This is a genomic window from Blautia sp. AM42-2, from assembly GCF_003480245.1.
Lineage (GTDB): Bacteria > Bacillota > Clostridia > Lachnospirales > Lachnospiraceae > Fusicatenibacter > Fusicatenibacter saccharivorans.
In genome coordinates, this window is sequence record NZ_QUIM01000004.1 from 112,831 (window position 1) to 139,252 (window position 26,422).

At 48.5% G+C, this 26,422-nt stretch carries 20 protein-coding genes; 15 read left to right on the plus strand and 5 right to left on the minus strand.

Going from position 1 to position 26,422, the window contains the following annotated elements:
• The first annotated feature begins 18 nt into the window (after positions 1-18).
• The 13 genes from DW915_RS06995 (at position 19) to DW915_RS07050 (ending at position 15,250) form a co-directional block, all read left to right on the plus strand.
• Positions 19-996 (plus strand): LacI family DNA-binding transcriptional regulator, encoded by a 978-nt coding sequence (locus DW915_RS06995; protein WP_022461553.1) that lies wholly within the window; start codon positions 19-21, stop codon positions 994-996.
• 251 nt (positions 997-1,247) lie between these two features.
• Positions 1,248-1,403 carry a hypothetical protein gene (locus tag DW915_RS15720; RefSeq protein ID WP_158565053.1) on the plus strand — a complete coding sequence of 52 codons (156 nt, stop codon included), beginning with the start codon at positions 1,248-1,250 and terminating at the stop codon, positions 1,401-1,403.
• A 141-nt stretch (positions 1,404-1,544) separates the two neighbouring features.
• Positions 1,545-2,486 carry an ABC transporter permease gene (locus tag DW915_RS07000; RefSeq protein WP_022461554.1) on the plus strand — a complete coding sequence of 314 codons (942 nt, stop codon included), beginning with the start codon at positions 1,545-1,547 and terminating at the stop codon, positions 2,484-2,486.
• Between the two features lie 19 nt (positions 2,487-2,505).
• The gene (locus tag DW915_RS07005; protein ID WP_082426161.1) at positions 2,506-3,417 is read left to right on the plus strand and encodes a carbohydrate ABC transporter permease; all 912 of its coding nucleotides are present in this window, start codon (positions 2,506-2,508) and stop codon (positions 3,415-3,417) included.
• 124 nt (positions 3,418-3,541) lie between these two features.
• On the plus strand, positions 3,542-5,353 hold the full coding sequence (locus DW915_RS07010) for an extracellular solute-binding protein (RefSeq protein ID WP_022461556.1): 1,812 nt from the start codon (positions 3,542-3,544) through the stop codon (positions 5,351-5,353).
• A 215-nt stretch (positions 5,354-5,568) separates the two neighbouring features.
• Positions 5,569-6,966, plus strand: a complete 1,398-nt coding sequence (locus DW915_RS07015) for a glycoside hydrolase family 32 protein (RefSeq protein WP_022461557.1) — start codon at positions 5,569-5,571, stop codon at positions 6,964-6,966.
• Between the two features lie 150 nt (positions 6,967-7,116).
• Positions 7,117-8,484: a glycoside hydrolase family 32 protein gene (locus DW915_RS07020; protein WP_118741842.1), complete on the plus strand. Its 1,368-nt coding sequence runs from the start codon at positions 7,117-7,119 to the stop codon at positions 8,482-8,484.
• A 26-nt stretch (positions 8,485-8,510) separates the two neighbouring features.
• A complete protein-coding gene (locus DW915_RS07025) occupies positions 8,511-10,025 on the plus strand; it encodes a serine hydrolase domain-containing protein (RefSeq protein ID WP_118741843.1) in 1,515 nt (504 codons plus the stop codon).
• Positions 10,026-10,205: 180 nt separating this feature from the next.
• Positions 10,206-11,690 (plus strand): hypothetical protein, encoded by a 1,485-nt coding sequence (locus tag DW915_RS07030; RefSeq protein ID WP_118741844.1) that lies wholly within the window; start codon positions 10,206-10,208, stop codon positions 11,688-11,690.
• Positions 11,691-11,832: 142 nt separating this feature from the next.
• Positions 11,833-13,194, plus strand: coding sequence for an MATE family efflux transporter (locus tag DW915_RS07035; RefSeq protein ID WP_118741867.1), 1,362 nt, complete (start codon positions 11,833-11,835; stop codon positions 13,192-13,194).
• Entirely contained in the window at positions 13,191-13,973 is a 783-nt protein-coding gene (locus DW915_RS07040; protein WP_055265622.1) for a threonine/serine exporter family protein, read from the plus strand. Before DW915_RS07035 ends, DW915_RS07040 begins: the two co-directional genes overlap by 4 nt.
• A complete protein-coding gene (locus DW915_RS07045; RefSeq protein WP_117761736.1) occupies positions 13,970-14,425 on the plus strand; it encodes a threonine/serine exporter family protein in 456 nt (151 codons plus the stop codon). Before DW915_RS07040 ends, DW915_RS07045 begins: the two co-directional genes overlap by 4 nt.
• 45 nt (positions 14,426-14,470) lie before the next feature.
• Positions 14,471-15,250, plus strand: coding sequence for a tRNA threonylcarbamoyladenosine dehydratase (locus DW915_RS07050; protein ID WP_055226710.1), 780 nt, complete (start codon positions 14,471-14,473; stop codon positions 15,248-15,250).
• An 89-nt stretch (positions 15,251-15,339) separates the two neighbouring features.
• On the opposite strand, the gene DW915_RS07055 is transcribed toward DW915_RS07050, so the two are convergent.
• From DW915_RS07055 to murC, 5 genes are all read right to left on the minus strand, one after another.
• A complete protein-coding gene (locus tag DW915_RS07055; RefSeq protein ID WP_118741845.1) occupies positions 15,340-17,772 on the minus strand; it encodes a GH36-type glycosyl hydrolase domain-containing protein in 2,433 nt (810 codons plus the stop codon).
• A gap of 263 nt (positions 17,773-18,035) precedes the next feature.
• Complete coding sequence (locus DW915_RS07060; protein ID WP_022463223.1) at positions 18,036-19,226, minus strand: ribose-phosphate pyrophosphokinase; 1,191 nt, start codon at positions 19,224-19,226, stop codon at positions 18,036-18,038.
• Positions 19,223-20,221, minus strand: coding sequence for an ATP-binding protein (locus DW915_RS07065; RefSeq protein WP_118741846.1), 999 nt, complete (start codon positions 20,219-20,221; stop codon positions 19,223-19,225). Before DW915_RS07065 ends, DW915_RS07060 begins: the two co-directional genes overlap by 4 nt.
• A gap of 21 nt (positions 20,222-20,242) precedes the next feature.
• Entirely contained in the window at positions 20,243-21,397 is a 1,155-nt protein-coding gene (locus DW915_RS07070; protein ID WP_118741847.1) for a DnaD domain protein, read from the minus strand.
• Positions 21,398-21,932: 535 nt separating this feature from the next.
• On the minus strand, positions 21,933-23,324 hold the full coding sequence (murC, locus tag DW915_RS07075) for a UDP-N-acetylmuramate--L-alanine ligase (RefSeq protein ID WP_118741848.1): 1,392 nt from the start codon (positions 23,322-23,324) through the stop codon (positions 21,933-21,935).
• 697 nt (positions 23,325-24,021) lie between these two features.
• Here murC and DW915_RS07080 point away from each other — a divergent pair.
• Together DW915_RS07080 and glgD are read left to right on the plus strand one after the other, a co-directional pair.
• On the plus strand, positions 24,022-25,293 hold the full coding sequence (locus tag DW915_RS07080) for a glucose-1-phosphate adenylyltransferase (protein ID WP_118741849.1): 1,272 nt from the start codon (positions 24,022-24,024) through the stop codon (positions 25,291-25,293).
• Between the two features lies 1 nt (position 25,294).
• On the plus strand, positions 25,295-26,410 hold the full coding sequence (glgD, locus tag DW915_RS07085) for a glucose-1-phosphate adenylyltransferase subunit GlgD (RefSeq protein WP_022463228.1): 1,116 nt from the start codon (positions 25,295-25,297) through the stop codon (positions 26,408-26,410).
• The last annotated feature ends 12 nt before the right edge of the window (positions 26,411-26,422 follow it).

The following is a 26,422-nucleotide window of genomic DNA, read 5'->3' on the forward strand; positions in this document are numbered from 1 at the left end:
TAGGAGTTAGGAGAAACTATGGCAAGTATTAGAGATGTCGCGATCAAAGCGGGAGTAGGAATCGGAACGGTATCCCGTGCACTCAATGGGAGCGGGTATATTTCCGATGAAACAAAACAGAAGATCATGCAGGCAGTGGAGGAACTGAACTATAAACCAAATGAGCTTGCCCAGAACCTGTTCCGCAACAAGTCCGGTTTTATCGGAATTGTTGTTAAGAATCTTTCACATCCGTTTATGGCATCTCTGGTGAAACATGTCGAGAATAATCTGTACACCAATGGCTACAAGTGCATGCTCTGCGAGGTTGGGGACAATCCGAACCGCATCGAGGAATTTGTGGAAATGCTGCAGCGAAATGTCATGGACGGCATTATCTGCTGTGCGGATATCCCGTCTTCTGTCAGCCTGGCGGAAATTCACCGTCCGATTGTCATGATTGACCGCTACGTCACCGAAGGGATTCCGTGTATACATTCCGACCATAAGCGCGGCGGTGAGCTTGCGGCGCAGGCGCTTTTGAGCGCAGGATGTAAGAATGTGCTCTATTTTGCATCGAGTGCAACAGAGCGTGGTTGCTCCATGGATCGTTACCGACGGTTTGCGGAAGTCTGCAAACAGCATAAATGTAAAATTACAGCGATTGATGCCGGAAGCAAGATTCTGAATTTTCAGAGCGGCCCGACGATCTGGAAAAAATACATCAGCCATTTTGATGGAATTGATGGACTCTTTACAGCCGATGTCACAGCGGCAGCGTGCATGAAGATGCTGCAGAAAAAAGGGATTAAGATTCCGAAAAAACTGAAGGTGGTTGGCTACGACGGCCTGGATTTTACCCGCTTTTTGACACCGGAGCTGACGACGGTCTGTCAGAATGTGCCGGAAATCGCAAAGCGGAGCGTGGACACAATCATCCGCATGATTGACGGAAAGAAGATTGAGGAGATGGAGCAGATTGTGGATGTGACCTTCCGAAAAGGAGAAAGTACCTGAAGATAACAAAACAGGGAATTACCGAATTTTGCATCATTTTCCGGGATTGCGATAGAACAGAAGAAGAACAGATATCAGAGACACTCGATCTGAAAAGAAAGGGTGTCTCTTTTTCATGTATAAAATAAAAATGAAATAAAACCAACTTATATACGGCAAAAGGGCAGAAAGACTGAGCAAAAGGATATGAAATCGCTGCTGAAACAGTTGCAATTGTCGAAAAAATAGTGAAAAACGGAAAAGTGGAACATATGGAACAGGAAAAGCATGGAACAGCGGAACATGTGGAACAGGAGAATGGGAGAAGAAAGAAGATAAGTGTGAATTTTATGAAAAACAGGATGCATATTGCACAAAAACACAAAATAAAAATTGTGAAAATATTGAAAATGACGAAAAAATATTGATGATTTGTTGACATTGGGCGAACTGCGTACTATGATACAGGTATGGAACAGGTTCCACAAGGCAAAGTGCCAAAACGGAAACGATGCAAATGTGGAACGAAAAGCGGTTGGTAAAGCTTTTAGAGAAATAAGGAGGGAACTATGAAGAAAAAAACGTCATCGCCGAAAACGGCAGAAAGTGGAAAATTGAAAAAAGCGCTCTCGTGCTGGCAGCTGTACATCCTGCTGATTCCTGCACTGATCTGGCTGATCGTTTTTGCTTACTATCCAATGTACGGCCTGATCATCGCCTTTAAAGATTTTAAAGGCCGCATGGGAATCATGGGAAGTCCGTGGGCAGATCCGATCTTCAAGTATTTCAAGATGTTCTTCAGTACCAGTATTGCCATGACGGCAATCAAGAACACGATCGTCATCAGTCTGGAGAGCCTGATCATCGGATTCCCGATTCCGGTTATCTTCGCACTCTTACTGAACCAGGTACAGAGAAGCGGACCGAGACGAATCATCCAGACCATCTCCTACGCACCGTACTTTATGTCAAACGTAGTTGTAGTCAGCCTGATTTCCGTACTGTTTTCCGCAAACGGTCTTGTAAACCACGCAGTTATGGGAGCCGGCGGAAAAGCAATCATGTTCACCAGCCTTCCGGAGTACTTCCGCAAACTCTTCATCGGAAGTAACATCTGGCAGACGATGGGATTCAACGCCATCATCTTCATCGCAGCACTGACCGCAATCAGCCCGGAATATTACGAAGCAGCAACGATGGATGGTGCTTCCAGATTTCAGAAGATCCTTTACATTGATTTACCTCTGATTATGCCGACCATCATCCTGATGCTGATCCTTCAGGTAGGTAACATTATGAACGTGGGATATGAGAAAGCTTATCTGATGCAGAACGGTACCAACACAACCGTCAGTGAGATCATTTCGACATACGTATACAAAGTAGGTCTCCAGACCGCACAGTACAGTTTTGCGACAGCCGTTGGCTTATTTAACTCCGTTGTAAACTTCATTATTCTGGTTATCACAAACGCAGTTGCAAAGAAGACCAGCGATATCAGTATTTTCTAAGAGTCAGGGGGCTTGAAAAATGGCAAATAATAACACTGTGAAAAAGAAAAAAGTAAAAATGAGTACGGGAGACAAGGTCTTTACCGTGATCAATACCGTCATCATGATCCTTGTCTGTATTGCAATTGTATATCCTCTGTATTACGTGCTTCTGGCATCTGTTACAGACCCGGTTGTTGTAAGCTCCGGTAAAATTCTTCTCTATCCGGAAGCGTGGTACACCAACGGATATGAAACCACACTGAAATACCAGCCGCTCTGGACCGGCTATGCAAACACCATCAAATATACCGTATTAGGAACGCTGATTTCCCTGGTCTGCACCATTCCGGCCGGCTATGCACTTTCCAGATACGATATGGTAGGAAGAAAACCGATTATGTTCCTGTTCACCTTCACGATGTTCTTCAGCGGCGGTATGATTCCGATGTACTTAACCGTACAGCAGCTGCACATCTACAACACAACATGGGCTATGGTCCTTCCGGTAGCAGTGTCCGCTTACAACCTGATCGTATGCCGCTCCTTCTTTGAAAGTGGTATTCCGGTCGAGCTTCTCGAAGCAGCAAAAATCGACGGCTGCAGCGATTTTGGATTCTTCTTCAAAATTGCAATTCCGCTGTCGAAAACGATCATCGCAGTTATGTGTCTGTTCTATGCAACCGCAATGTGGAACCAGTTCTTCAACGCACTGATGTTCCTGCAGGATGACAGCAAGATGCCTCTTCAGGTCGTTCTTCGAAACTTGGTACTGATGAACCAGTCCAACCAGATGGGAAGTAGTGCTTCTGAGATGGTAACAAAACAGAAACTGGCTGAGCAGTTAAAATACTGTGTCGTAGTTGTTTCCGCATTCCCGCTTCTGTGCGTATATCCTTTCCTGCAGAAATACTTCGCAAAAGGTGTTACGATCGGTGCAGTCAAGGGCTGATGCAGAACAGAAAATTTATTGTTGTAGAATTCATGGATATAGCAGACATGGTTTATGTGTAGGAATACAAAAATACTAACGTATTTCACTGCCGGAAAAGGCAGCAAAATAAAGGAGGAACAATATGAAGAAAAAAATCGTATCCGTATTACTGGCAAGCCTTATGGTAACCAGCATGCTCGCAGGCTGTGGAAACAGCTCCGGCAGCTCAAGCAGCTCCGGTGCAGGAAGCACAGGAGGAGACACCACCTCTGCATCCGGTACAGAAGCAGGTGACACAGGTCTCACAGCAGAAGAGCAGGAAGCAGTAGATGAGGGAATCATCCAGCTCGACGGTACCCTTCCGATCATCAAAGATCCGGCAAAATTCGAAGAGAAATACGGAAAAATTTCCGCTCTGATCGTAAACTCTGCAGACAGAACTGTAGAAGTAGGCGACCTGGCTATGTGCCAGAAATGGTTCGAGGACACAGGAGTAGAGTTTGACTGGCAGCCGATCCCGCAGGAGAGCGCAACAGAGAAAATCAATCTGATGCTTTCTTCCGGACAGGATCTTCCGGATGTATTCTGGAACTTCGGCGATGGTAAATCCGGAAACACCGTAGTTCAGTACGCAGACCAGGATGTATTCCTTCCGACCGAAGGCCTGATCGAAGAGTATATGCCGAACCTGAAAGCATTCCTCGATGACAATGAGCAGTATCAGCTTGAGATCACCGCTCCGAACGGCCATAAATATGGATTCCCGTACGTAGAGGAAATGAAAGGTCTTGTATTAACACCTGGACCATTCGTGATCAACAAAACATGGCTGGATAAAGTAGGCAAAGAAGTGCCGACAACCGTAGACGAGTGGGTAGACTGCCTGAAAGCAATCCGCGACGGCGGCGATCTGAACGGAAACGGCGAAGACGATGAAATCCCGATGGCAACCTGGTTCGGCGCAACCGATACCTTTGGTTCCTACAACCTGTTCTATCGTTTCACAGGTGCATTCGGATGCGCTGACTCCTACTGCGGAGGAAACTCCTATGCGGATCACTTAAGAATGGTTGACGGAAAAGTTACGTTCACTGCAACAGACGAAGCATTCAAGAAAACAGCAGAATTTTTCAACATGCTGTATGAAGAAGGACTGATCTGGAACGGTTCCTTCGAGGCAGATGAAAGTATGTCATTCAAATCTTCTCTGATCAAAGAGAATGTTGCAAAGATCGGTTCCTTCGGTGTTTGGGGCGATCAGGAAATTACAAACCAGGAAGTACATGATCAGTACGTAGCAGTTCCGAGACTGCAGGGCGAAGACGGTATGACCGGTTTCGAGTGCAACTACTCTGAGCTGCAGGATTCTTCCGATACAGCAATCACAACGACCTGCAAATTCCCGCACGTTGTTGCAAGATTTGTAGATTACATGGTAGGCGATCCGGAAATCTCTGTTACATCTAACTGGGGCGCAATCGGATACAACTATGAGAAAGACGAAGACGGCGTTCTTCGTACACCGCTCGATGAAAACGGAAACTACAAACCTCTGAATCCGGAATATAAGAACTTTGGTGAGGCTCGTGTAAACTCCACAACCTGCCGTGGTTCTATGATCGTTCAGAACGAGTACTATGACACCGTTTGCGGCTACACCTTCGATGCTGTAAAACTTCTCGAGATGCAGAAAGAAAACGGTAAAGATGACATCATGGAAGAGTATGACACCATTCCGCGTGTTCTGATGACCCAGGAAGAGATTCAGCGTCTGGCACAGATTCAGCCGACCGTCTCCGATATCGTTGACCGTTACATCACTACATGGGTAACCGGCGGCGTTGATGATGCAAGCTGGGAGTCCTATAAGACAGAGCTTGAGGGCGCTGGTTTGAGCGAACTGGTTGAGATTTACCAGGGCGCAGTAGATCGAGCAGCTTCTGCAGCAAACTAAAAATCGGGCGAAAAGCGATTACGAAAAAACAGTAACGTAAACGATTTGCAATTAATGTTCTATAACTAAAGAAATTCCAAATGTGGCCATGTTGTATCCCATATAACATGGCCATATTTAAAAAGAAGATTATTTCGTTCTTATTTCTTTTTTGTTGAAGTTCCAAATGGAAAAAGATAAAATAGGAAAAGAGAGAACAGGAAAAGAGGGATCCTATGAGTAAACAGGGAAAAAGAGATTTTAGACCGAACATTCATTTTACACCGGAGAAAAACTGGAACAACGATCCGAACGGACTGATTTATATCGATGGTATCTGGCATCTGTATTATCAGCATAACCCAAATGACGTTGTATGGGGACCGATGCACTGGGGTCATGCAGTATCGAAAGACCTGATTCACTGGGAGCATCTGCCGGTCGCCCTGTACCCGGATGAGATCGGAACGATGTACTCCGGAAGTATGGCATACGATGAAAATAACACCAGCGGATTTGCGAAATACGGTGAGAAACCGATGGTGGCTGTCTACACGGCGCACAATATGGAAACGGGCCTGGAGCAGCAGTGTATTGCATACAGCCTGGATCAGGGAAAGCATTTTGAAAAATATTATGGCAACCCGGTGATCGAAAACCCGGGCACACCGGATTTCCGTGATCCACGCGTCTTCTGGAATGACAAAAAGGACTGCTGGAGCCTTGTTCTGGCATCCGGCGACCACGCAGAGTTTTACGCATCCCAGGATTTGAAAAACTGGAAGAAAACAGGCGAGTTCGGTGTCGGTGTCAATAAAGTGCCGACTGTATGGGAATGCACCGATCTGATCCGTGCTAAAACAGGAAATGAATTTGACGGATTCAAATGGATTCTGATAGTCAGCATGATACATCCGGGAACCGAAGGCCGTGCCAATATACAGTATTTCGTCGGTGATTTTGACGGAGATACCTTCCAGTGCACCGAGATCACAGACGAGCCGCTGTGGATTGATTTCGGATTCGACAATTATGCCGGTGTAACGTATGGAAACTACGACCGTCCGGTTTACCTTGGATGGGGCGTTAATCCGCTCTACGCGAACTTTGTTCCGACCGGTGAGTATTCCGGTCTGATGACACTGCCAAGAGAACTTTCACTTTGTGAGACCGAGGAGGGCTACCGCCTGAAAACAAAACCGTTCGGGATCGATGAGTACCGTGCGGGTGCCTTCCCGATCGGAAATCAGAAGCCGCTGCTGACCGAGAGCTTTGGACTTCTCGTGCAGGGCAATTTCGGAAGAATTGCGCTGAAAAACAGCAGAGGTGAGGAAGTAGTCATCGAGGTAACGGTGGACAGCATCACGGTGGACCGCTCTAAGAGCGGCGACCTTAGTTACTTTGATGATGTAGATCCGAAGCTCTTCAAAAAAGAGGATCTGCTGGTATCTACAACAAAACGTTACATGCGCGGAAATGTCAACATGGAGATTATTTTTGACGTTTCCTATCTGGAGATTTATGCAGATGGTGGTCTGGAGACCGCTTCCGTATGCGTTTACCCGGATGCTCCGTATCAGGTGGTTTCCACAGACGGAGATCTGGAAGTGAAAATGTACACTATTAAAAAATAGGGGATGGAACATTTATAAACGGTAACGATGCAGCATGGCAGAATCGAGATGGGACTCTGAAGCGTTACTATAAATAAAAACGACGGATGTCTGCAAAGCCGATGGAAGTGGTTTTGCAGACCGTTGTTTATCTTGGGAGGTTTTACAAAAATGATGAAAAAAAGAGATTACAGACCGAAAATTCACTTTTCACCGGAAGAAGGCTGGATGAACGACCCGAATGGCATGGTTTATGTAGATGGCGTGTACCACTTCTTTTATCAGAAGTACCCGTATGATACCAGCTGGGGACCGATGCACTGGGGCCATGCAACATCACGCGACCTGATTCACTGGGAGCATCAGCCGATCGCACTTTATCCGGATGAACTGGGATTTATCTTCTCGGGAAGTGCTGTGTATGATACGCAGAATTCTTCTGAGTATGGTACCAATGAAAATCCGCCGATCATTGCTATTTATACCAGCCATCACAAAGACGGTTTGGAACAGCAGAGTATTGCATACAGCAATGATAAGGGCCGGCACTTTGAAAAGTCCTATCTGAATCCGGTCATCAAAAACCCGGGAATTTCCGATTTTCGTGACCCGAAAGCGTTCTGGAATCCGGTCAGAAGATGCTGGAGCCTTGTTCTTGCAGCGCAGGACCGTGTCTTCTTCTATGCATCCCAGAATATGAAAAACTGGGAGAAAACAGGAGAATTCGGACCGGAAGGAAATCATGCGAAGGGGGTGTGGGAATGCCCGGATCTGTTCCCGATTGAGTATAAAGGAAAAAATGTATGGGTTCTTGTTGTCAGCATGACAAAAGCCTCCGAGGACGACCACTGCAAAATGCAGTATTTCCTGGGTGATTTCGATGGAGAAAAATTCCTCTGCACCTATCCATCCGATGAGCCAAGATGGCTGGATGAAGGCTTCGACAACTATGCAGCCGTTACATTCCAGAATGCGAAAGATGTTCTGCTGATGGGATGGGGTATGAACTGGCAGTATGCAGCACAGACTCCGACAGAAGAGTACTGTGGCCAGGCAACCCTGGCGAGAAAGCTGTCCCTGACAGAAGTAGATGGTGCGCTGACCCTCGTGGCTGCTCCGGCCGGACTGGAAAAATTTCGCCACAGCAGCTATCCGATCGAGAATCATACAACGATCCGCACAGAGACCTTTGGATTGAAGGTTTCCGGAAAAGGAGATGCGAAAATTTGTCTGAAAAACTCAGTGGGACAGAAATTGAAGATTTATGTAACTGACACCAAAATCACGGTTGACCGTACCATGGCGGGCTACAAAGAATTCAGTGAGCACTTCATGACGGAAAAATATTCCATCAGCACCGCAGCGAGAAAGAAAGACGGAGCATGGAATCTGGAGCTTGTTTTTGATGTTTCCATTCTGGAATTGTTTGCTGAGGATGGCGTAGATGCTATTTCCACAGTGGTTTATCCGGAGACACCGTACGACCGTGTAAGCTGGAAGGGCGATCTTTCCGTTGAACTTTACGAAATTGATGCATAAGGGCTGAAAGAAAGGGGAAAAGCAAAATGGGATACTTTAAAGATGTGACACCGGAATCAGCTGGAATCAGCTCCAAAGGAATTTTGAATTTTCTCGACCGAATCGAAGAGAACCAGATTGAGCTGCACAGCTTTATGGTGATCCGCCATGGACAGTGTGCGGCGAAGGGCTGGTGGAAGCCGTATGATGAAAAATTCCGTCATCCACTGTATTCGTTCAGCAAATCGTTGACAGCAACGGCGATTGGTTTTGCAGAGCAGGAAGGAATCTTATCGCTGGATGAGAAAATTGTCGATATCTTTCCGGACCTGCTGCCGGAAAACCCATCCGAAAATCTCAAAAAGATCACACTGCATCACCTGTTGATTATGGGCTGTGGTCACGAGACGGAGATTATGGACAATTCCGAAAACTGGATTTCTACCTTTCTTCATCATCCGGTGCTCCATGAGCCGGGAACGTTTTATAAATACAATACAGCCGGAACTAACATGCTGGCTGCCGTTCTGAGGAAAAAAACGGGACAGAACGTCACAGAATTTCTGAAATCCCGTCTGCTGGAGCCGCTTGGCATCACATCCCTTACCTGTGCGCTGCTCGGAGACGGAACGGAGCTTGGCGGCGGCGGTATGAAGATGGTAACGGAGGATATGGCAAAATTCACGTATTTTCTGTCCAGACAGGGTGAGTGGGAAGGAAAGCAGCTGCTTCGAAAAGACTGGTTTGAACGCGCCTGCCGCAAGCAGATTGAGACGGAGGGCGATTCGGAAGGCCACGTAAAAGACTGGGCGCAGGGCTACGGCTATCAGTGCTGGATGTGCCGTTATCCGGGTTCCTTCCGCGCAGATGGTGCGTACGGTCAGTTCGGCGTTGTGTTCCCGGATCTCGATCTGATTGTGATCCTGACAACAGCAACAGAACAGACTCAGGAGGAGTTGAGCGCACTGCAGGAGGAACTGATCCCGTATGTGAAGAAAGAGGCAGGAGAGCTGCCACCGTCCCCGCTTGCCGGTGCAGTAAAAGAGCGTACCGCAGATCTGGCTCTGCCGCCGCGCAGAGGAACGAGAAATCCGTTTATGGAAGAGAAGGTAAGCAAGCATGTTTATGTATCTGCTCCGCTGATGGGGAACCAGCAGCTGCCGGATTCCGCAGAAATTCTGATCGGCGGAAGCGGTCTGTTTTCGCTGGAGACAAGCCCGATTCAGGAGATGCGATTCGCTTTTGGCTGCGATAAGATGTACTGGAAAGTACAAGAAGGCGGGAAAGAAAAGGAATTTGTCCTCTCCATGCGCCGGGATTTCGCCTATAGTGAAGCGGATGGCCATATTTATGCTGGTTCTGCTGCATGGCGTACGCTAAATACGCTCGAGATGGAGATTCGGCGGATGGACGGTTTGAGTGGTGGCCGCATGATCGTCAGATTCCAGAAGGAAAATCTTCTGCTGGAGGCAGAGGATACGCTGATCAGTGTTGGTGGACTCGGAATTTCACCGCGTCAGGTACTGACTGTGTTTGGGATAAAAGAAGATGAAATAGATTGAAAGAGAGAAAAACCGGCGGAATTTTCCGCCGGTTTTTACATAACTGTGTGAAAATCCTGTAAAAAGAGGGAAACAATATGTAAAGTCCGAGAGAAGAATTGCCAATTTTTTCTGAATATGGTAAAATTTTGATTATCTTGGAAAAAGATCGACGCAAAAGATAAAGATACAGGAGACTCTATGTCAGTTTTTTCAGATTTATTATCCGAATATATCACCATGAAGGATGTCGGGGTTTACCCGCTTTCGCAGTTCTGCGGACTCGATCGTTCTTCCATGTATAAGATCATCAATGGAAAACGAAAACCGGCCGGAGAGGATGTTGTGCGCAAGATGGCGCAGTTCATGCAGCTGACGCCGCAGGAAAAAATAGATTTCATGAATGCGTTTTACATTGCCCGGATGGGTGCGGAAGTTTATTACCGACGCAAATCAGTCGGAGAACTGATTGAAACGTTCAGCTGCCGCGAGGGGAAAAAGGAATATATCTTCCATGAGGCGGAGATTGCAAAACTGGAATTGAACGGGGGGAGCGGAGAGATTCCCTTTCGGGGCGCAGTACATGTGCGGCATGCAATTTTGCAGCTGTTTTTCGGTGAAGCTGTAAAAGAAGACGGAAAAATTTCCGTTCTGGTTCAGCCGGACTTCGATTTTGCCATGGAACTTCTGCAGGTTCTCGGAGAACAGAACCCGAATTTGACGATTCACCATCTGTTCTGTATGAACAACAACGAGAAGCTGACTTCAATGCGGAAAAATTACAACCTGAGTTGTCTGCAGAAAATTCTGCCGATCTGTGCCTGTGGCTGTGATTACCGTGCCTGGTACTACTATGACAATGTGGCGGCGCGGCTGAATGAGTTCCGTCTGTTCCCATATCTCATTCTGACGGAACACTGTGCACTTGCATTCAGTGCCGATTACCAGAATGCAATTCTGTTCCGGGAGGAAACGACGCTGCGGATGATGCGTGAGATGTTTGAAGGCTATTTAAAACAGTCGGAACCGCTGTTTGAACGTCTTGACACGGTGCAGTCCCAGCTTGGCTATACGGAAACGCTGATTCGTCACTTTGTTGCGTCAGATTCTCCGCGGTATTTCTTTCAGAGAATGCCGTGTCTTTCCGGCCTTCTGACAGCAGAAATGCTGGAGCGCCATCTCGTAAAAGAAATGCCGGGGCGTGAGCAGATGATACGGGCGGTTGCACAGTACGCAAAGGTGATGCAGACACAGGTGCTGGATAAAAAAACGACGATGTTTTTCTCAGAGGACGGCGTCAAAAGTTTCCTGGAAACGGGCCGCGTGGATGAGTATCCAAAAGAGTGCTATTCTCCGCTGGACTTTGACGAGCGTATTGCCCTGATCCGCCGCTTTCTGGCGCTGCGGGATCACACGAATCTTCGCATGATCCGGGAAACGAAAGAGAGAGCAGAGCATGCACTGAACATTTCGGTCAATGCAAATGAGGGCTATCTTCTGTTCCAGACGCGGACAGAGCGGCTGATTTACCTCAGTATTCGGGAACCGAGCGTGCTCACGGCATTCTACGATTACCTGGAATCCATGAGGCCGGAAGAACTCTGCACGGAAGAGGAGATGCTGGAACGTGTCGAAGCCATTCTGCATGAATTTGTGGCTTGTCATTCCAGAGAAGGTTCGATATAATAGAAAAAAGGATATTTCCAAACCGGTCATCTCGGGTGAGTTCCGGTGCGTGTCTGCTGAAAAGAAGGCTGGACACGCACCGGGCGGGAACCTGCGGATGACCGGTTTTGACTGTACGAAAAAGAAATGGGGGTTTTTACGAATGAATACAGAAAGTAAAACAAGAATGACGGAGGGCAGTATTTCAAAAAAGATGATTCTGTTTGCGATCCCGCTGTTCCTTGGTAATCTGTTCCAGCAGTTGTACAATACGGCCGACTCGCTGATTGTAGGAAATTTTCTGGGAAGCAATGCACTGGCAGCGGTCAGCTCTTCGGGCAATCTGATCTTTCTGATGGTTGGTTTTATTAACGGTATCGCAATGGGCGCCGGTGTCGTGATTGCAAGGTATTACGGAGCGAAAAACCGGGAAGATCTGCAGAAAGCGATCCATACGACCGTGGCGTTCGGCCTGGCGGCCGGTGCAGCGCTGACTGTGCTTGGCATGTATCTGGCGCCGAGAATCCTTGTGCTGATGGGAACACCGTCCGATGTCCTGCCGCAGTCCGTCGAATATTTCCGTACCTATTTTGCAGGATCTCTTGGTTTTATCATGTATAACATTTTCGTCGGCATTCTGCAGTCCGTCGGCGACAGCCGCCACCCGCTGATCTATCTGATCGTGTCATCGTGTATCAATGTTGCGCTCGATCTGCTTTTTATCGGCGGCCTTGGCCTTGGGGTCGGTGCGGCAGCGCTTGCAACGGTAATTTCCCAGTTTACAAGTGCGATTCTCTGTATGATCCATCTGCTGCGGACGAAGGAAGAGTATCGTCTTCATATCCGCAAAATCCGTTTCGACGGCCGGGCGCTTGGCGAGATTATCCGCAACGGTGTGCCGTCCGGTTTCCAGAACTCGGTTATTTCGATCGCAAACGTTTTCGTGCAGACGAACATCAATGCATTCGGGAAAATGGCGATGGCAGGCTGCGGTTCATATGCAAAAATCGAGGGTTTTGCATTCCTTCCGGTTACATGCTTTACGATGGCATTAACGACGTTTGTCAGCCAGAATCTCGGTGCAAAACAGTATGACCGGGCGAAAAAAGGAGCGCGGTTTGGCATTCTCTGTTCCATTACCATCGCCGAGTTGATCGGGTTTGTGATCTATGCGGCCGCACCGACTTTGATTGCGGCGTTTAACAGCGATCCGGCCGTTGTCCATTACGGCGTGATGCAGGCGAGAACGATTGCACTGTTTTATTTTCTGCTGGCGTTTTCTCATTGCATCGCGGCTGTGCTCCGCGGTTCCGGGCACGCCGCGGTTCCCATGGTTGTCATGCTCTGCGTCTGGTGCCTGTTCCGCGTCAGCTACATTACCGTGACGGTCCGGCTGATCCCGGATATCCGCGTGATTTTCTGGGCTTACCCGCTGACCTGGAGTATTAGTTCTGTCATTTTCCTGTATCTGTTTTTGAAAGGAAAATGGGTATACGGTTTTGAAAAAGGAGGAAAACAAAGATGAACGCAGAATCGACGAGAGAAGCGCTTGATGTGGCATCGCTGGCGGGAGACATCCTGCTGGCGAGCGGCGCGGAAATCTTCCGTGTGGAGGAGACGATCGACCGCATTGCACGGGCGTATGGCGTCAACTCCAGCGATGCGTTTGTGTTGAGCAGTGGTATTTTCCTGACAGCTGAGAGCGGAAAAAAGCAGGAATTTGCCCGCGTGCGTCACATTCCGCTGTCGGCGGCGCGGCTCGACAAGGTAACGGCAGTCAACCAGCTCTCCCGCGAAATCGAGGAGGGGCTGCACGCGCCGAAGGAGGCGAAGGCCTGGCTGCTCGACATTCAGCGGATGCCGGACAAACCAAGATGGCACCAGGTACTTGCATCCGGTGTCGGAAGCGCGTGCTTCTGTTTTCTGTTCGGCGGCGATGTGGTGGACAGCATGGTAGCATTTCTGTCGGGCTTTGTTCTGTACTTCTATCTGCTGTACCTGCTGCGCGGCAGAATGTCAAAAATTGCGACGAATATTTCCGGCGGCGCGCTTGTCACACTGATTGCCGTTTTTCTGTATCAGGCGGGGATCGGCCATCATCTGGACAAGGTCATCATCGGTTCGATTATTCCGCTGGTGCCCGGTGTCAATTTCACGAACGCCATCCGTGATATTGCGGATCAGGACTACATCGCGGGTTCCGTGCGGATGCTCGATGCGCTGCTTGTGACATTCTGTATTGCGCTCGGCGTCGGACTGATTATCACAGGATATCATCAACTGGCGGGAGGGCTGCAGCTATGAGTGATACCATTCGTTTAATTGCGGAATTTTTTGCCGCCTGCGTCGGAACGATTGCGTTTGCGCTGCTGTTCCAGGTGCCGCGGAAATACTACCTGTACTGCGGACTGGCAGGTGCCTGCGGCTGGATCTGCTATAAACTGATCCTCCCGCATACGACAGAGCCGGTGTCCATCTTTTTTGCAACGGTGCTCGTCATCCTTCTGTCGCGCAGCTTTGCGGTGTACAAGCGCTGTCCGGTAACGGTATTTCTGATTGCGGGTATTTTCCCGCTGGTGCCGGGAAGCGGCATCTACTGGACTGCTTTTTACGTGGTAACCAATGATCTGGAGCGCGCCGGTGCAAGAGGATTTCTGACACTGAAGGATGCAGTTGCGATTGTGCTTGGCATTCTCTTTGTTTTTGAGTTTCCGCAGAGCTGGTTCCGTAAGGTGTTGACAGACAAAAGCAAATAACCTATTATTGTAGTAGAGATTATAAACAAGGAGGAAGGAAAACAAATGGCATTAAATCAGTTTTCCAGAACACAGCTTCTGCTCGGACAGGAGAGCATGGATCTTCTGGCGAATGCAACCGTTGCCGTTTTCGGTATCGGCGGCGTGGGCGGCTATACCGTGGAGGCACTGGCAAGAAGCGGTGTCGGCCATTTTGTGCTGGTAGACGATGATAAGGTCTGCCTCACCAACATCAACCGTCAGATTATTGCGACGAGAAGCAGTGTCGGAAAATATAAAGTAGACGTAATGAAAGAACGCATTCTGGATATCAATCCGAAAGCGGAGGTAGAGGTATACAAATGCTTCTATCTGCCGGAAAATGCGGACGATTTTGATTTTTCGAAGTATTCATACGTGGTGGATGCTGTCGATACGGTGACAGCGAAGATTGAGATTATCATGCGCGCCAAAGCGTGCAATGTGCCGGTCATCAGCTGCATGGGAGCCGGAAACAAGCTGGACCCGACGAAGTTCCGCGTGGCGGATATCTATAAAACGAACATGTGTCCGCTGGCAAAGGTCATGCGTCGTGAGATGAAAAAACGCGGCGTGAAGAAACTGAAAGTGGTTTATTCAGAGGAAAAATCCCTCCGTCCGCTTGAGGATATGAGCATCAGCTGCCGGACAAATTGTATCTGTCCTCCGGGAGCTGCAAGAAAATGCACGGAGCGGCGTGATATCCCGGGCAGCGTAGCGTTTGTGCCGTCCGTAGCAGGACTGATTCTGGCGGGAGAGGTCATCAAAGATCTTTCCGGTGTCAGAGAGAGACGGCAGCTGCAGTAAAAAATAAGAATAAAAGGGACGAGCCCCGAAAAAGCAGTTGTGCTTTCCGGGGCTCGCCTTGTGTTTATGGAAATTTGAAATTTGAAAAATTACATTACGGCAACAACATCATATTCGGTGCAGCCTTCGGTGAGCGGAATCAGATTTCCTTCTACTGCGGTTCCGTTTACCGTGAGGGAAGAAATGCCCTTCTCTTTGTGATCCGGATTCTTAAAGGTGATGTTATACCATGCACCGCGGAAGTATCTGCGGATCTTGAACTCTTCCATATTGGACGGAATACACGGATTTAAGGTCAGTCCGTCGTAATCCGGCTGAATGCCGAGGATGTACTGGGAAACATTGACAAAAGTCCATGCGGCAGTACCGGTCAGCCAGGAGTTCTTTGCCTCACCGAAATGAGCAGCGTCTTTTCCGGCGATCATCTGAGAGTAGACGTACGGCTCGGTGCGGTGGATCTCGCTGATGTCCTCAATGTAAGCCGGGCAGATCTTGCGGTACAGATCAAATGCGCGGTTTCCGTGGCCGACAACGGTTTCAGCGATGGAGATCCATGGGTTGTTGTGGCAGAAGATACCAGCATTCTCTTTGTATCCCGGCGGATAGGAGGAAACCTCACCAAGATTCAGGTAATATCTGGTGTAAGCCGGCTGCAGAAGAACAACGCCGTACTTGGTTTCCAGAATGTTCTGGACAGAAGTCAGGGCTTTTTCTGCCAGTCCTTCTTTGACACCGATTTCAGCAAGAACACAGAAGCCCTGCGGCTCGATGTAGATCTTACCTTCTTCACACTCATTGGAACCGACTTTTTCGCCTGCTGCATCATAAGCACGCAGGAACCATTCGCCGTCCCAGCCTGCATCAAGGACTGCCTGGTAAACTTTTTCGACTTCTTTTTCTGCGTAAACAGCTTCTTCCTCATTGCCTCTGCGGCGGCAGATGGCTGCGTACTCTTTGCCGTATTTCACGAACATAGCGGCGATGAAAATGGACTCAGCAACCGGTCCCTCGGAAGGTCCTGTCGTCTGGAACGGTTCGCCCGGCTCTGCAGAGAAGCAGTTCAGGTTCAGACAGTCATTCCAGTCTGCACGGCCGATGAGCGGCAGTTTGTGCGGTCCGAGATGGGTTACGGTAAAGTCGAAGGAACGTTTCAGGTGCTCCATCAGAGGCTGTGCCTTGGTGGAATCGTTGTCGAAATCAACCTGCTCGTCGAGAATAGAGAAATCTCCGGTCTCTTTGATATAGGCGGCACATCCGGCGATCAGCCAGAGCGGGTCATCGTTGAAGCCGCTTCCGATATCCATGTTTCCTTTCTTCGTCAGTGGCTGGTACTGATGGTATGCGCTTCCGTCTTCAAACTGGGTAGCGGCAATATCGAGCAGACGCTCTCTTGCGCGATCCGGGATCAGATGAACGAAGCCGAGCAGATCCTGGCAGGAGTCACGGAAGCCCATGCCACGGCCGGTGCCGGACTCAAAGTAGGATGCGGAACGTGACATGTTGAAGGTAACCATACACTGATACTGGTTCCAGATGTTGACCATGCGTCCCAGTTTTTCATCTGCACAGGAGAGCGCATATTTTGCCAGCAGGCCTTCCCAGTAGGAAGCAAGCTCTGCAAGTGCTGCGTCAACCTGCTCGTCGGTCTGATAGTGGGAGAGCATCTCTTTTGCCGGTTTTTTGTTGATCACGCCAGGAGCTTCCCATTTGTCATCCGCTGCATTCTCACAGTAGCCGAGAACGAAGATAAAGGAGCGGGACTCGCCTGGTTTTAAGGTAACGTCGATGTGGTGGGAACCGATCACACCCCATCCGCTGGCAACGGTGTTGCCTGCAGTGCCGCGCAGAACGGTCTCCGGGTGGTCATTTCCGCGGTAAGCGCCAAGGAAAGCGTCGCGGTCGGTATCGTATCCGTTGATCGGGCAGTTGACTGCATAAACAGCGTAATGTCTGCGGCGCTCGCGGTACTCAGTTTTGTGGTAAATCTCAGAACCCTGGATCTCAACTTCGCCGATGCTGAAGTTTCTCTGGAAGTTGGTCATATCGTCCACGGCGTTCCAGAAGCAGAACTCTACAAAAGAAGTCAGAGCCAGTGTTTTTTCTTCGGTGCCGTTGTTGGTCAGCATGAGACGGTTTACTTCGCAGGAATCTGCCAGCGGAACAAAAGCGGTCAGTTCAGCAGCGATTCCGTTTTTGGAAGAAACAAAGCGGCTGTAGCCAAGGCCATGATGGCACTCGTAGGAATCGAGCGGCGTCTGGGTCGGCTGCCAGCCCGGGTTCCAGACGGTATCGCCGTCCTTGATGTAGTAGTAGCGTCCGTTCTGATCGAGCGGCGTATCGTTATAACGGTAACGGGTCAGACGCAGAAGTTTTGCGTCCTTGTAGAAGCTGTATCCGCCGCAGGTATTGGAAATCAGAGAAAAGAAGTTCTCAGATCCCAGATAGTTGATCCACGGAAGCGGAGTCTTCGGGCTTGTGATGACATACTCTTTTTTCGCATCATCAAAATGTCCAAATTGCATGTGTGATACCTCCTTCGTCGTACAATGTAATTTCATTATACAGCCGAAAAAAGAAAAAACTAGCAAGAATTTGCTAAAAATATAAAAAAACGCCGAAACCGTTTTCGTGACAGTTTCGGCGTTTGTGGATATTCACGAATTGTTCCGCGATTCTGCAAACATTCGGAATCCGCTGGCGCTGCTTCCTCATGTTTGGCGGGTTCCAAATTCGAACGCTTTATCGTACAAGCACGAACAGCTTTCGAACTTTGAACCCTGGAATATCAGATCTTCTCGTGATTCTTAAATTTCTTAATAACTTTCTGAATACGATCCGCCGGATCCAGCAGTCCGCTGATGGAGGCGTCGTGATTCAGCTTGTCGATGATGAGAGCGATATATTTGCTCAGGTCGCAGCTGATGTAATATTCGCGGGAGAGAAGCTCCGGTGTCTGGTATACGACGTTGGTGGTCAGAACTTTTGTGAAGAGTCCTTCCTCATAAGCCTTGTCGAATTTCTCCAGTCCGCTGGTGAACAGTCCGAAGGTCGAGCACATGTAGATGTTGCGTGCCTCACGATCCTTTAAGAGTTTGGCAACTTCCAGCATACTCTCGCCGGAGGAGATCATATCGTCGATGATGATCATATCCTTACCTTTGACATCAGCACCGAGGAACTCATGGGCAACGATCGGGTTGCGTCCGTCAATGATGGTAGAGTAGTCGCGGCGTTTGTAGAACATACCCATGTCAACACCGAGGTTGTTTGCCATGTAGATAGCACGGCCCATACCGCCCTCATCCGGGCTGATGACCATCAGATGATCCTTGTCGAGCTTCATATCCGGTGCATTGCGCAGGATGTTTTTGATGAACTGGTAAGCCGGCTGGATGGTTTCAAATCCATGCAGCGGAATCGCGTTCTGGACACGCGGGTCGTGAGCGTCGAAGGTGATGATGTTTTCTACGCCCATAGCAGTCAGCTCCTGCAGACCAAGTGCGCAGTCGAGAGACTCTCTTCCAGATCTCTTGTGCTGGCGGCTCTCATACAGGAATGGCATAATGACATTGATTCTGCGGGCTTTTCCACCGATGGCTGCGATGACACGCTTCAGATCCTGGAAGTGGTCGTCCGGAGACATGTGGTTGGTGTAGCCGCACAGAGAATAGGTCAGGCTGTAGTTGCAGACATCGAGCAGAATGTAGATATCGTCACCGCGGACAGATTCGTTGATGATACCCTTTGCCTCGCCTGAACCGAAACGCGGAACCTGAGACTGGATAATGTAGCTGTCACGCTCATATCCTTCATAGGCAGCGACATATTTTTCCGCAAATTCATTGCCGCGTCCTTTTCTCCAGCTGACCAGATAATCGTCGACCTTTTTTCCAAGTGCGGCGCTGCTGTTCAGCGGGATCAGTCCCAGTCTTCCAATTGGCAGTGTGTCAAAATGTCCTTCAGTTCCCTTACTCATGCTTTGGTTCCTCCCAAAAGTTTTTTCTGGATCCGAATATCGTTTCCAAAAAGTTTAATGATGGTGTAGTTACTTGAAATTCGTGAAAAGGTACGTTCCGAGTACGTCTCCATGAAGCGGTCAAGGGGCAGGTTCGTGGAGATGATCGTCGATTTCTTCCGCAGGATGCGTTCGTTGATGCAGAGAAAGAGCTGGGAAGAGACGAAGCTGTTGGTCAGTTCCGTACCTAAATCATCGATGATCAGAAGATCGCAGTCAAAGATATTGGCGTGAGCGTCTTTTGCTTCTTCTGAACTGGAAAAGGTGTAGCGTGCAAACAGGTCAAACAGATCAAATGCAGTAAAATAAATCACACAGAACGACTGCTCGATCAGCTCGCGGGCAATACAGTGCGAAAGAAACGTTTTTCCGACACCGGTGTCGCCGTAAAAGAAGAGATTTTCAAACGACGAGCCGAAATTGCGGACGAACGCCTGGCTTTTTTCGAGCGCGGCAGCAGCGGCCTCGCGGGAAGTGAGCGGTGTTCCGGTACTGGTCAGGCTGTCCGAGTAGTAATCCAGGGAGAACTGGCTGAAATTTTCGGTTTTCAGAAGCTCCTCCACGTTGGACTGCCGGTACAGAAGATCGACGGCAGCTTTTTTGAAGCAGGCGCATTTCTGCGTGCCGTTGATGTAGCCGGTGTCGCGGCAGAGCGGGCAGTCATACGTCAGCTCGAGATAGTCTGCCGGGTAGCCGTGCATGGAAAGAAGCGCCGCGCGTTCCTGGGAACGGTCACGGATGGCAGCATTCAGGTCGAGATCCATGGAAGCGTCTCCGTTCAGCATCGCTTTTGCTTTCCGGACCGAGAGGGATGCAATCTCGGCGTCGATTTCCGCAAGGCGTGGAATCTTTTCATAAGCAATGCGGATGTGCTCCTGCTGTTCTCTCTGGTGGCGGAGCTGCCGTTCGTTGTACATGCGCATAATCGCATCGTATTGCGGGTTTGTCAGTGCCATAGTTGTTTCGTCCTCCGGGCGTTATTTCAGAAGCTGTTCTTCTAACTTCTGGTAGTCGTATTCTCTCTGATGGAAATTGTTGAAGCGGTTACTTGAAGCAGCAGGAGCGGTTTTTCGTGCCGCATTCTGATCAGAAGCGGTTTTCTTCCTTTTCTGGTGCTCCGCATCGCGCTGTTCGACGTCTGCCATGGAGCGGACGCCCTGTTCCTTCCATTTGGAGAGAATGCCTTCCGCGTACTGGAAGCTCGGCTGGCCGATCTTGGAAATGGTGCGCTGACAGGCTTCGGTGATAAGATCAATTGTAAAACCGTAGGTATTCAGCCAGCGGTCCATCACCTCGGCTTCTTTTTCCACCGGTGCGCGGTTGCGGATGCCGAATGCTTTCAAAATTGTGTAGTAATGTTTGTTGAATGTCGTGGTCTCCTGTTTGGCAGAGGCAACATCGCGGATTCCGCTTTCCTGCCAGGCGAGTCCTACCTTTTTCAGGTAGTGGATGCTGGTGCTTCCCTTCGAAACACAGTATTCCACCAGGTATTCCAGAAGATCCGCGGAAAAGTGGAGATCATCATAGAAAAACATGATGCATTCGATTTCCGTCGGCGACAGAAGATGACCGAAATACGTCTGCGCAACGTAAAGAACGTGCTGCAGTTCTTCGCGGCTGCCGGGAGCGTGTTTTTTTTCTGCTGACTGTCCGGAAATACCGGAACTGGAAAGATCATCTGCCGGAGAAGAGGCAGATGGGGCAGAAACGGCCGGCTGTGGTGATGGAGCCGGGGTCTGTTCCGTCTGCGGGATTTCAACGGATACAGCCGGTGCAGCCGCAATTGGGCCGGAAATCGAGGATTCCGGTGTTGGAAGGATTCCGCTTTCTTCCTTCCGGACAAGCGGCAGAAAGGCGATTCCGGTCGGAACGCTTTCCCCGGCGGTGTAGGAGAGTGAGAGGAGTCCCTGCTTCTCCCAGTATTTCAGCGCACGGACGATATCGTTTTCCGTGCAGGAAAAAAAATCTGCCATCGATGACAGAGTGGAATCCTGCTGATGGTCTTTGACCAGCTTCAGCAGATAAAGGTACACTTTTACAAATTCTCCGTTGGCTGCGGGCATATATTGTTCCAGAAAAAGATCCGGCACAGCAGTCACACTGGCCAGGCAGTCATTGTTTAATGTCAGCATACTCAAAATTACACCATCCTGTTCTTATCGTGCGGCAGATTTTTACTTTTAGCGATCTGTTTTTTATTATACGTCTTGCCTTCTCATACACAATCAAGTATAACACAGTATTTTCGACAAGTGAATAGGTGTTTTGCGGAAAAAACATTCCGGGAAAAAGGCACGGTGGATGAAAAAGGACTGTGGACAATGTGGATAATGTGGAGAAATCCATTTTGTGAAATATTATCATCTACCAAAAATGTTGAAAAATGGAGGAAAACAGGGAAGTATAGGACTTTCTGGTGATATCGTTATGTAAACAAAGTTATACACAGGGAATCCACATTGTGTGGATCGTAAAAATGTGTATAAAATTGTGGACAATGTGGATAACTCTGAAAACAGGCGAAAATACAGGAAAATAGCTGTGAATAAAAATGTGCGTAACTATTTGGCGAAAAGACAGATTGTGTGGATTCGGAGCAAAAAAAGACCCTGTGGAAAAAGGGAAACTCCATTTTCCACAGGGAGCAGGTAAAGCGAAAGAATGATTTTATTTTTCGGAAGCAAGAAGCTCCTCACCGATTTTTACAACGTCTCCGGCACCCATGGTGATCAGCATGTCGCCCTCGGCAAGATTTTCGTTCAGATAGTTTTCGATTTCCGCAAAGGATGGGAAATATTCGCAGGCAGTGCCGAGTTTTACAATGCGCTCCTGGATATCTTTGGAGGAGATGCCGAGCGTATCGGTTTCTCTGGCTGCGTAAATATCGGCGAGAACCACATGGTCTGCCAGGGAAAGAGCGGCGGCGAAATCATCGAGCAGCGCTTTCGTTCTGGTGTAGGTATGCGGCTGGAAGACGCACCACAGTGTTCTGTGCGCACAGTTTTCAGCGGCTTCCATCGTTGCACGGATTTCGGTTGGATGATGCGCATAATCGTCGATCACCTTTGCTCCGTGGTATGTACCCTTATACTGGAAACGGCGGTCGGTTCCGCGGAAGGTGGCAAAGCCTTCGTGGATGGCGTTTTCCGGCAGCTGCAGTTCATCGGCCAGTGCAATGGCAGCCAGGGCGTTGGAAACGTTGTGAAGTCCCGGAACCATCAGCGTGTAGCGACCGCGCAGCTCGCCACGGCAGATGCAGTCGAAGGATGGGTGATCCAGCTCATCGTAGGTAATATTGGCAGCGGTATAGTCAGCAGCAGCCTGGTTCTCCAGTGCGTAGGTGACAACCTTACAGCCAAGACCTTCGGTCACGTAATCGTATTTCGGCGTATCGGCGTTGATAATCAGCATGCCGTCGGTTGGGAGCAGACGGGCAAACGCACGGAAGGAGTGGCGGATGTCATCGATATCCTTGAAGAAATCGAGATGGTCTGCATCCATGTTGAGGATAATGCCGATTTTCGGGAAGAAGCTTAAGAAACTGTTGGTATACTCGCATGCCTCGGTCAGGAAGGTTTCGGAATGGCCGACACGGATATTTCCGCCGATGGACGGAAGAATACCGCCGACAGAAATAGTCGGATCGCAGTCAGCGGCCATCAGAATGTGGGAGAGCATAGAAGTTGTTGTCGTCTTTCCGTGTGTACCGGAAACGGCGATCGGTGTATCGTAGTTGCGCATGATCTGTCCGAGCAGCTCGGCACGGGTCAGCATCGGAACACCGGCAGCTTTTGCAGCGGCAAATTCCGGATTGTCCGGATGGATGGCTGCGGTATAAACAACAAGGTCGGTTCCCGGAAGAATGTTTTCTGCCTTCTGACCGTAGAAAACCTGTGCGCCAAGAGAAGTCAGGTGGCGGGTCAGGTCACTTTCTTTTGCATCGGAACCGGAAATTGTAAAGCTTTCTTTTAAAAGAATCTCGGCAAGGCCGCTCATGCTGATGCCGCCGATGCCAATAAAATGTATATGGATTGGTTTACTGAAATCTACTTCGTACATGGTATCTCCTTCAATGTGTCTTTTCACTGAAAATGGGGAAATTTTCTCAATACATATTTTTCGATTAATATAGGAAAGAACAGAACGAAATGCAGCGCCGGTTCCCCGGAATCCGGCTGGAACTGTTCTGGCTAATAGTATACACGTATTTGCCGGAAAAGTAAAAGAAAAAAAGCGGATGAATTCGAAAATGAAATAAAAAACAATGGATAAGTATTATAAACCAGATCATATGCAAAAAGAAATATTGCAAACTAAAATGAACGAAATGTAACAAAAACTGGTAAAAATAAATGAATACGCTGTCGAAAATTGTAGAAAATCATGATACGATTTTTGACACAAATAAAATGCATAGTCAAAATCAATAAAATATAAGATAAAATAAAAGAAAAATTATAAAAAATGTTCACAATGAGACGGAAGTGTGATATAATTTTAATTGTAGTTATCAAAGAAGTGCGTGGATATGAAAAACCAGAACCGACAGCATGGTGGCTGTTTCATACACAGGGAGGCAGGTGCTGTTTCGCTGCGTGCGAAAGTGATTCAGGTGTAAGCAGCCCCTTCTTGCAAGGCAAAGCCTGAAATGGGGGCAGTGAAGGTTACCGCTCGCGGAAAACCGGTGAACGGTAAGCGTAGAACCGTACATTCTTACAGTTACTGCAAATCTTTAGATACGACAAGAGGTGATTGCATGATTAAGAAAGAGATGATAGCAATGCTGCTGGCAGGCGGTCAGGGAAGCCGTCTCGGTGTGCTCACGGAGAAAGTGGCAAAACCGGCAGTAGCATTTGGCGGAAAGTATCGAATCATCGACTTCCCGCTCAGTAATTGTATCAATTCAGGAATTGATACGGTAGGCGTACTGACCCAGTATCAGCCGCTGCGGCTGAATACCCATATCGGAATCGGTATTCCGTGGGATCTCGATAAAAACGAAGGCGGCGTAACCGTTCTGCCGCCATATGAAAAAAGTACAAACAGCGAATGGTATACAGGAACTGCAAATGCAATTTACCAGAACATGGCTTATATGGAAACATACAATCCAGAATATGTTCTGATTCTTTCCGGCGACCACATTTACAAAATGGATTACGAGGTGATGCTTGACTATCACAAAGCAAACCACGCAGATGTGACCATCGCATGTATGCCGGTACCGATCGAAGAAGCAAGCCGTTTCGGTGTCATGATCACAGACGGAAACGGAAGAATTACCGAATTTGAAGAAAAACCGGAGCACCCGAGAAGCAACCTCGTTTCTATGGGCATCTATATTTTCAGCTGGAAAGCATTAAAGGAATCTCTGACAGCCCTGAAGGATCAGCCGAGTTGTGACTTCGGAAAACATATTCTGCCGTACTGCCGCGACAACGGAAAACGTTTGTTTGCGTATGAGTTCAACGGCTACTGGAAAGATGTCGGAACGCTTGGCTCCTACTGGGAAGCAAATATGGAGCTGATCGATATTATTCCGGAATTCAATTTATATGAGGAGTTCTGGAAGATCTATACCAAAGGTGATATCATCCGTCCGCAGTATGTTTCCGGGGACGCTGTCATCGACCGCTGTATTATCGGCGAGGGCGCTGAAATCTACGGAGAGGTACATAATTCCGTCATCGGTGCGGATGTGCGCATTGAAAAGGGTGTTGTTGTAAGAGATTCTATTATTATGCGCCACAGCACAATCGGCGAGGGAACCCAGGTCAATAAGGCCATTATTGCAGAAAACGTACATGTCGGCAAACATGTTGTGATGGGCGTTGGCGAGGAAGCGCCGAACGTCTTAAAACCGAATATTTACGGATTCGGACTTGTGACCGTTGGAGAAAAGGCAGTCATTCCGGATGGCGTAACCATTGGAAAGAATGTCTGCATTTCCGGCGAAACTTCCCTTGAGGATTACCCGGATGGCACACTTCCGTCCGGCGGAGCAATTGTAGAAAAGGACGGTGAGTAATATGAGAGCATTGGGAATTATTCTTGCAGGCGGTAACAACAACAAAATGAGAGAGCTGTCCAATAAAAGAGCCGTTGCAGCTATGCCGGTCGCAGGCAGCTTCCGCAGCATCGATTTTGCGCTGTCAAGCATGGCAAACTCTCATATTCAGAAGGTGGCTGTCCTGACACAGTACAACGCCAGATCTTTAAATGAACATTTGAGCTCTTCCAAATGGTGGGATTTCGGAAGAAAACATGGCGGTCTGTTTGTATTTTCTCCAACCGTTACATCAGATAACAGCTGGTGGTACCGTGGAACGGCAGACGCGATCAGTCAGAACCTGACATGGCTGAAAAACAGCCATGAACCGTACGTAGTCATCGCATCGGGAGATGGCGTATACAAACTGGATTTCAATAAGGTACTGGAATACCATATTGCAAAACGTGCGGATGTTACCGTGGTATGCACGGATTCAAAGGAAGCAGATACCAGCCGCTTCGGCGTCCTGAAGATGAATGAGGACTGCCGCATCGAGGAGTTCGAGGAAAAACCGATGGTTTCGAGCTCCAACGTGATCTCTACCGGTATCTATGTCATCCGCCGTCGCCAGCTGATCGAAATGATTGAGCGCAGCGCACAGGAAGACCGCTACGACTTTGTAAAGGATATTTTAATCCGTTACAAAAACCTGAAACGGATTTACGGATACAAGATCAATACCTACTGGAGCAACATTGCTACCGTAGATTCCTATTACAGAACCAACATGGATTTCCTGAAACCGGAGGTAAGAGATTACTTCTTCGGACAGTATCCGGGCATCTACTCCAAGATCGACGATCTTCCGCCGGCAAAATACAATCCTGGCTGCACAGTGAAAAATTCTCTTGTATCCAGCGGCTGTATCATCAACGGACAGGTTGAGAACTCTGTTTTGTTCAAGAAGGTATATGTTGGAAACAACTGTGTGATTAAAAATTCTATCATCTTAAATGATGTATATCTCGGAGACAACACTCACATTGAAAACTGTATTGTGGAGAGCAGGGACACCATCCGTGCAAACTCCTATCACTGTGGGGAGGACGGCATCAAAATTGTTGTCGAAAAAAACGAAAGATACGCCATCTGATTATGGGGTGAA

What these genes read in the sequence shown, in the direction of transcription:
- DW915_RS07070 (WP_118741847.1), bottom strand. Translation starts at nt 21,397, where the DNA reads ATGCTGACATTAAACAATGACTGCCTGGCCAGTGTGACTGCTGTGCCG.
- DW915_RS07015 (WP_022461557.1), top strand. Translation starts at nt 5,569, where the DNA reads ATGAGTAAACAGGGAAAAAGAGATTTTAGACCGAACATTCATTTTACA.
- DW915_RS07055 (WP_118741845.1), bottom strand. Translation starts at nt 17,772, where the DNA reads ATGCAATTTGGACATTTTGATGATGCGAAAAAAGAGTATGTCATCACA.
- DW915_RS07025 (WP_118741843.1), top strand. Translation starts at nt 8,511, where the DNA reads ATGGGATACTTTAAAGATGTGACACCGGAATCAGCTGGAATCAGCTCC.
- DW915_RS07050 (WP_055226710.1), top strand. Translation starts at nt 14,471, where the DNA reads ATGGCATTAAATCAGTTTTCCAGAACACAGCTTCTGCTCGGACAGGAG.
- DW915_RS07060 (WP_022463223.1), bottom strand. Translation starts at nt 19,226, where the DNA reads ATGAGTAAGGGAACTGAAGGACATTTTGACACACTGCCAATTGGAAGA.
- DW915_RS07030 (WP_118741844.1), top strand. Translation starts at nt 10,206, where the DNA reads ATGTCAGTTTTTTCAGATTTATTATCCGAATATATCACCATGAAGGAT.
- DW915_RS07080 (WP_118741849.1), top strand. Translation starts at nt 24,022, where the DNA reads ATGATTAAGAAAGAGATGATAGCAATGCTGCTGGCAGGCGGTCAGGGA.
- DW915_RS07005 (WP_082426161.1), top strand. Translation starts at nt 2,506, where the DNA reads ATGGCAAATAATAACACTGTGAAAAAGAAAAAAGTAAAAATGAGTACG.
- DW915_RS15720 (WP_158565053.1), top strand. Translation starts at nt 1,248, where the DNA reads ATGGAACAGGAAAAGCATGGAACAGCGGAACATGTGGAACAGGAGAAT.
- DW915_RS07010 (WP_022461556.1), top strand. Translation starts at nt 3,542, where the DNA reads ATGAAGAAAAAAATCGTATCCGTATTACTGGCAAGCCTTATGGTAACC.
- DW915_RS07035 (WP_118741867.1), top strand. Translation starts at nt 11,833, where the DNA reads ATGAATACAGAAAGTAAAACAAGAATGACGGAGGGCAGTATTTCAAAA.
- DW915_RS07000 (WP_022461554.1), top strand. Translation starts at nt 1,545, where the DNA reads ATGAAGAAAAAAACGTCATCGCCGAAAACGGCAGAAAGTGGAAAATTG.
- DW915_RS06995 (WP_022461553.1), top strand. Translation starts at nt 19, where the DNA reads ATGGCAAGTATTAGAGATGTCGCGATCAAAGCGGGAGTAGGAATCGGA.
- DW915_RS07020 (WP_118741842.1), top strand. Translation starts at nt 7,117, where the DNA reads ATGATGAAAAAAAGAGATTACAGACCGAAAATTCACTTTTCACCGGAA.
- DW915_RS07045 (WP_117761736.1), top strand. Translation starts at nt 13,970, where the DNA reads ATGAGTGATACCATTCGTTTAATTGCGGAATTTTTTGCCGCCTGCGTC.
- DW915_RS07065 (WP_118741846.1), bottom strand. Translation starts at nt 20,221, where the DNA reads ATGGCACTGACAAACCCGCAATACGATGCGATTATGCGCATGTACAAC.
- glgD (WP_022463228.1), top strand. Translation starts at nt 25,295, where the DNA reads ATGAGAGCATTGGGAATTATTCTTGCAGGCGGTAACAACAACAAAATG.
- DW915_RS07040 (WP_055265622.1), top strand. Translation starts at nt 13,191, where the DNA reads ATGAACGCAGAATCGACGAGAGAAGCGCTTGATGTGGCATCGCTGGCG.
- murC (WP_118741848.1), bottom strand. Translation starts at nt 23,324, where the DNA reads ATGTACGAAGTAGATTTCAGTAAACCAATCCATATACATTTTATTGGC.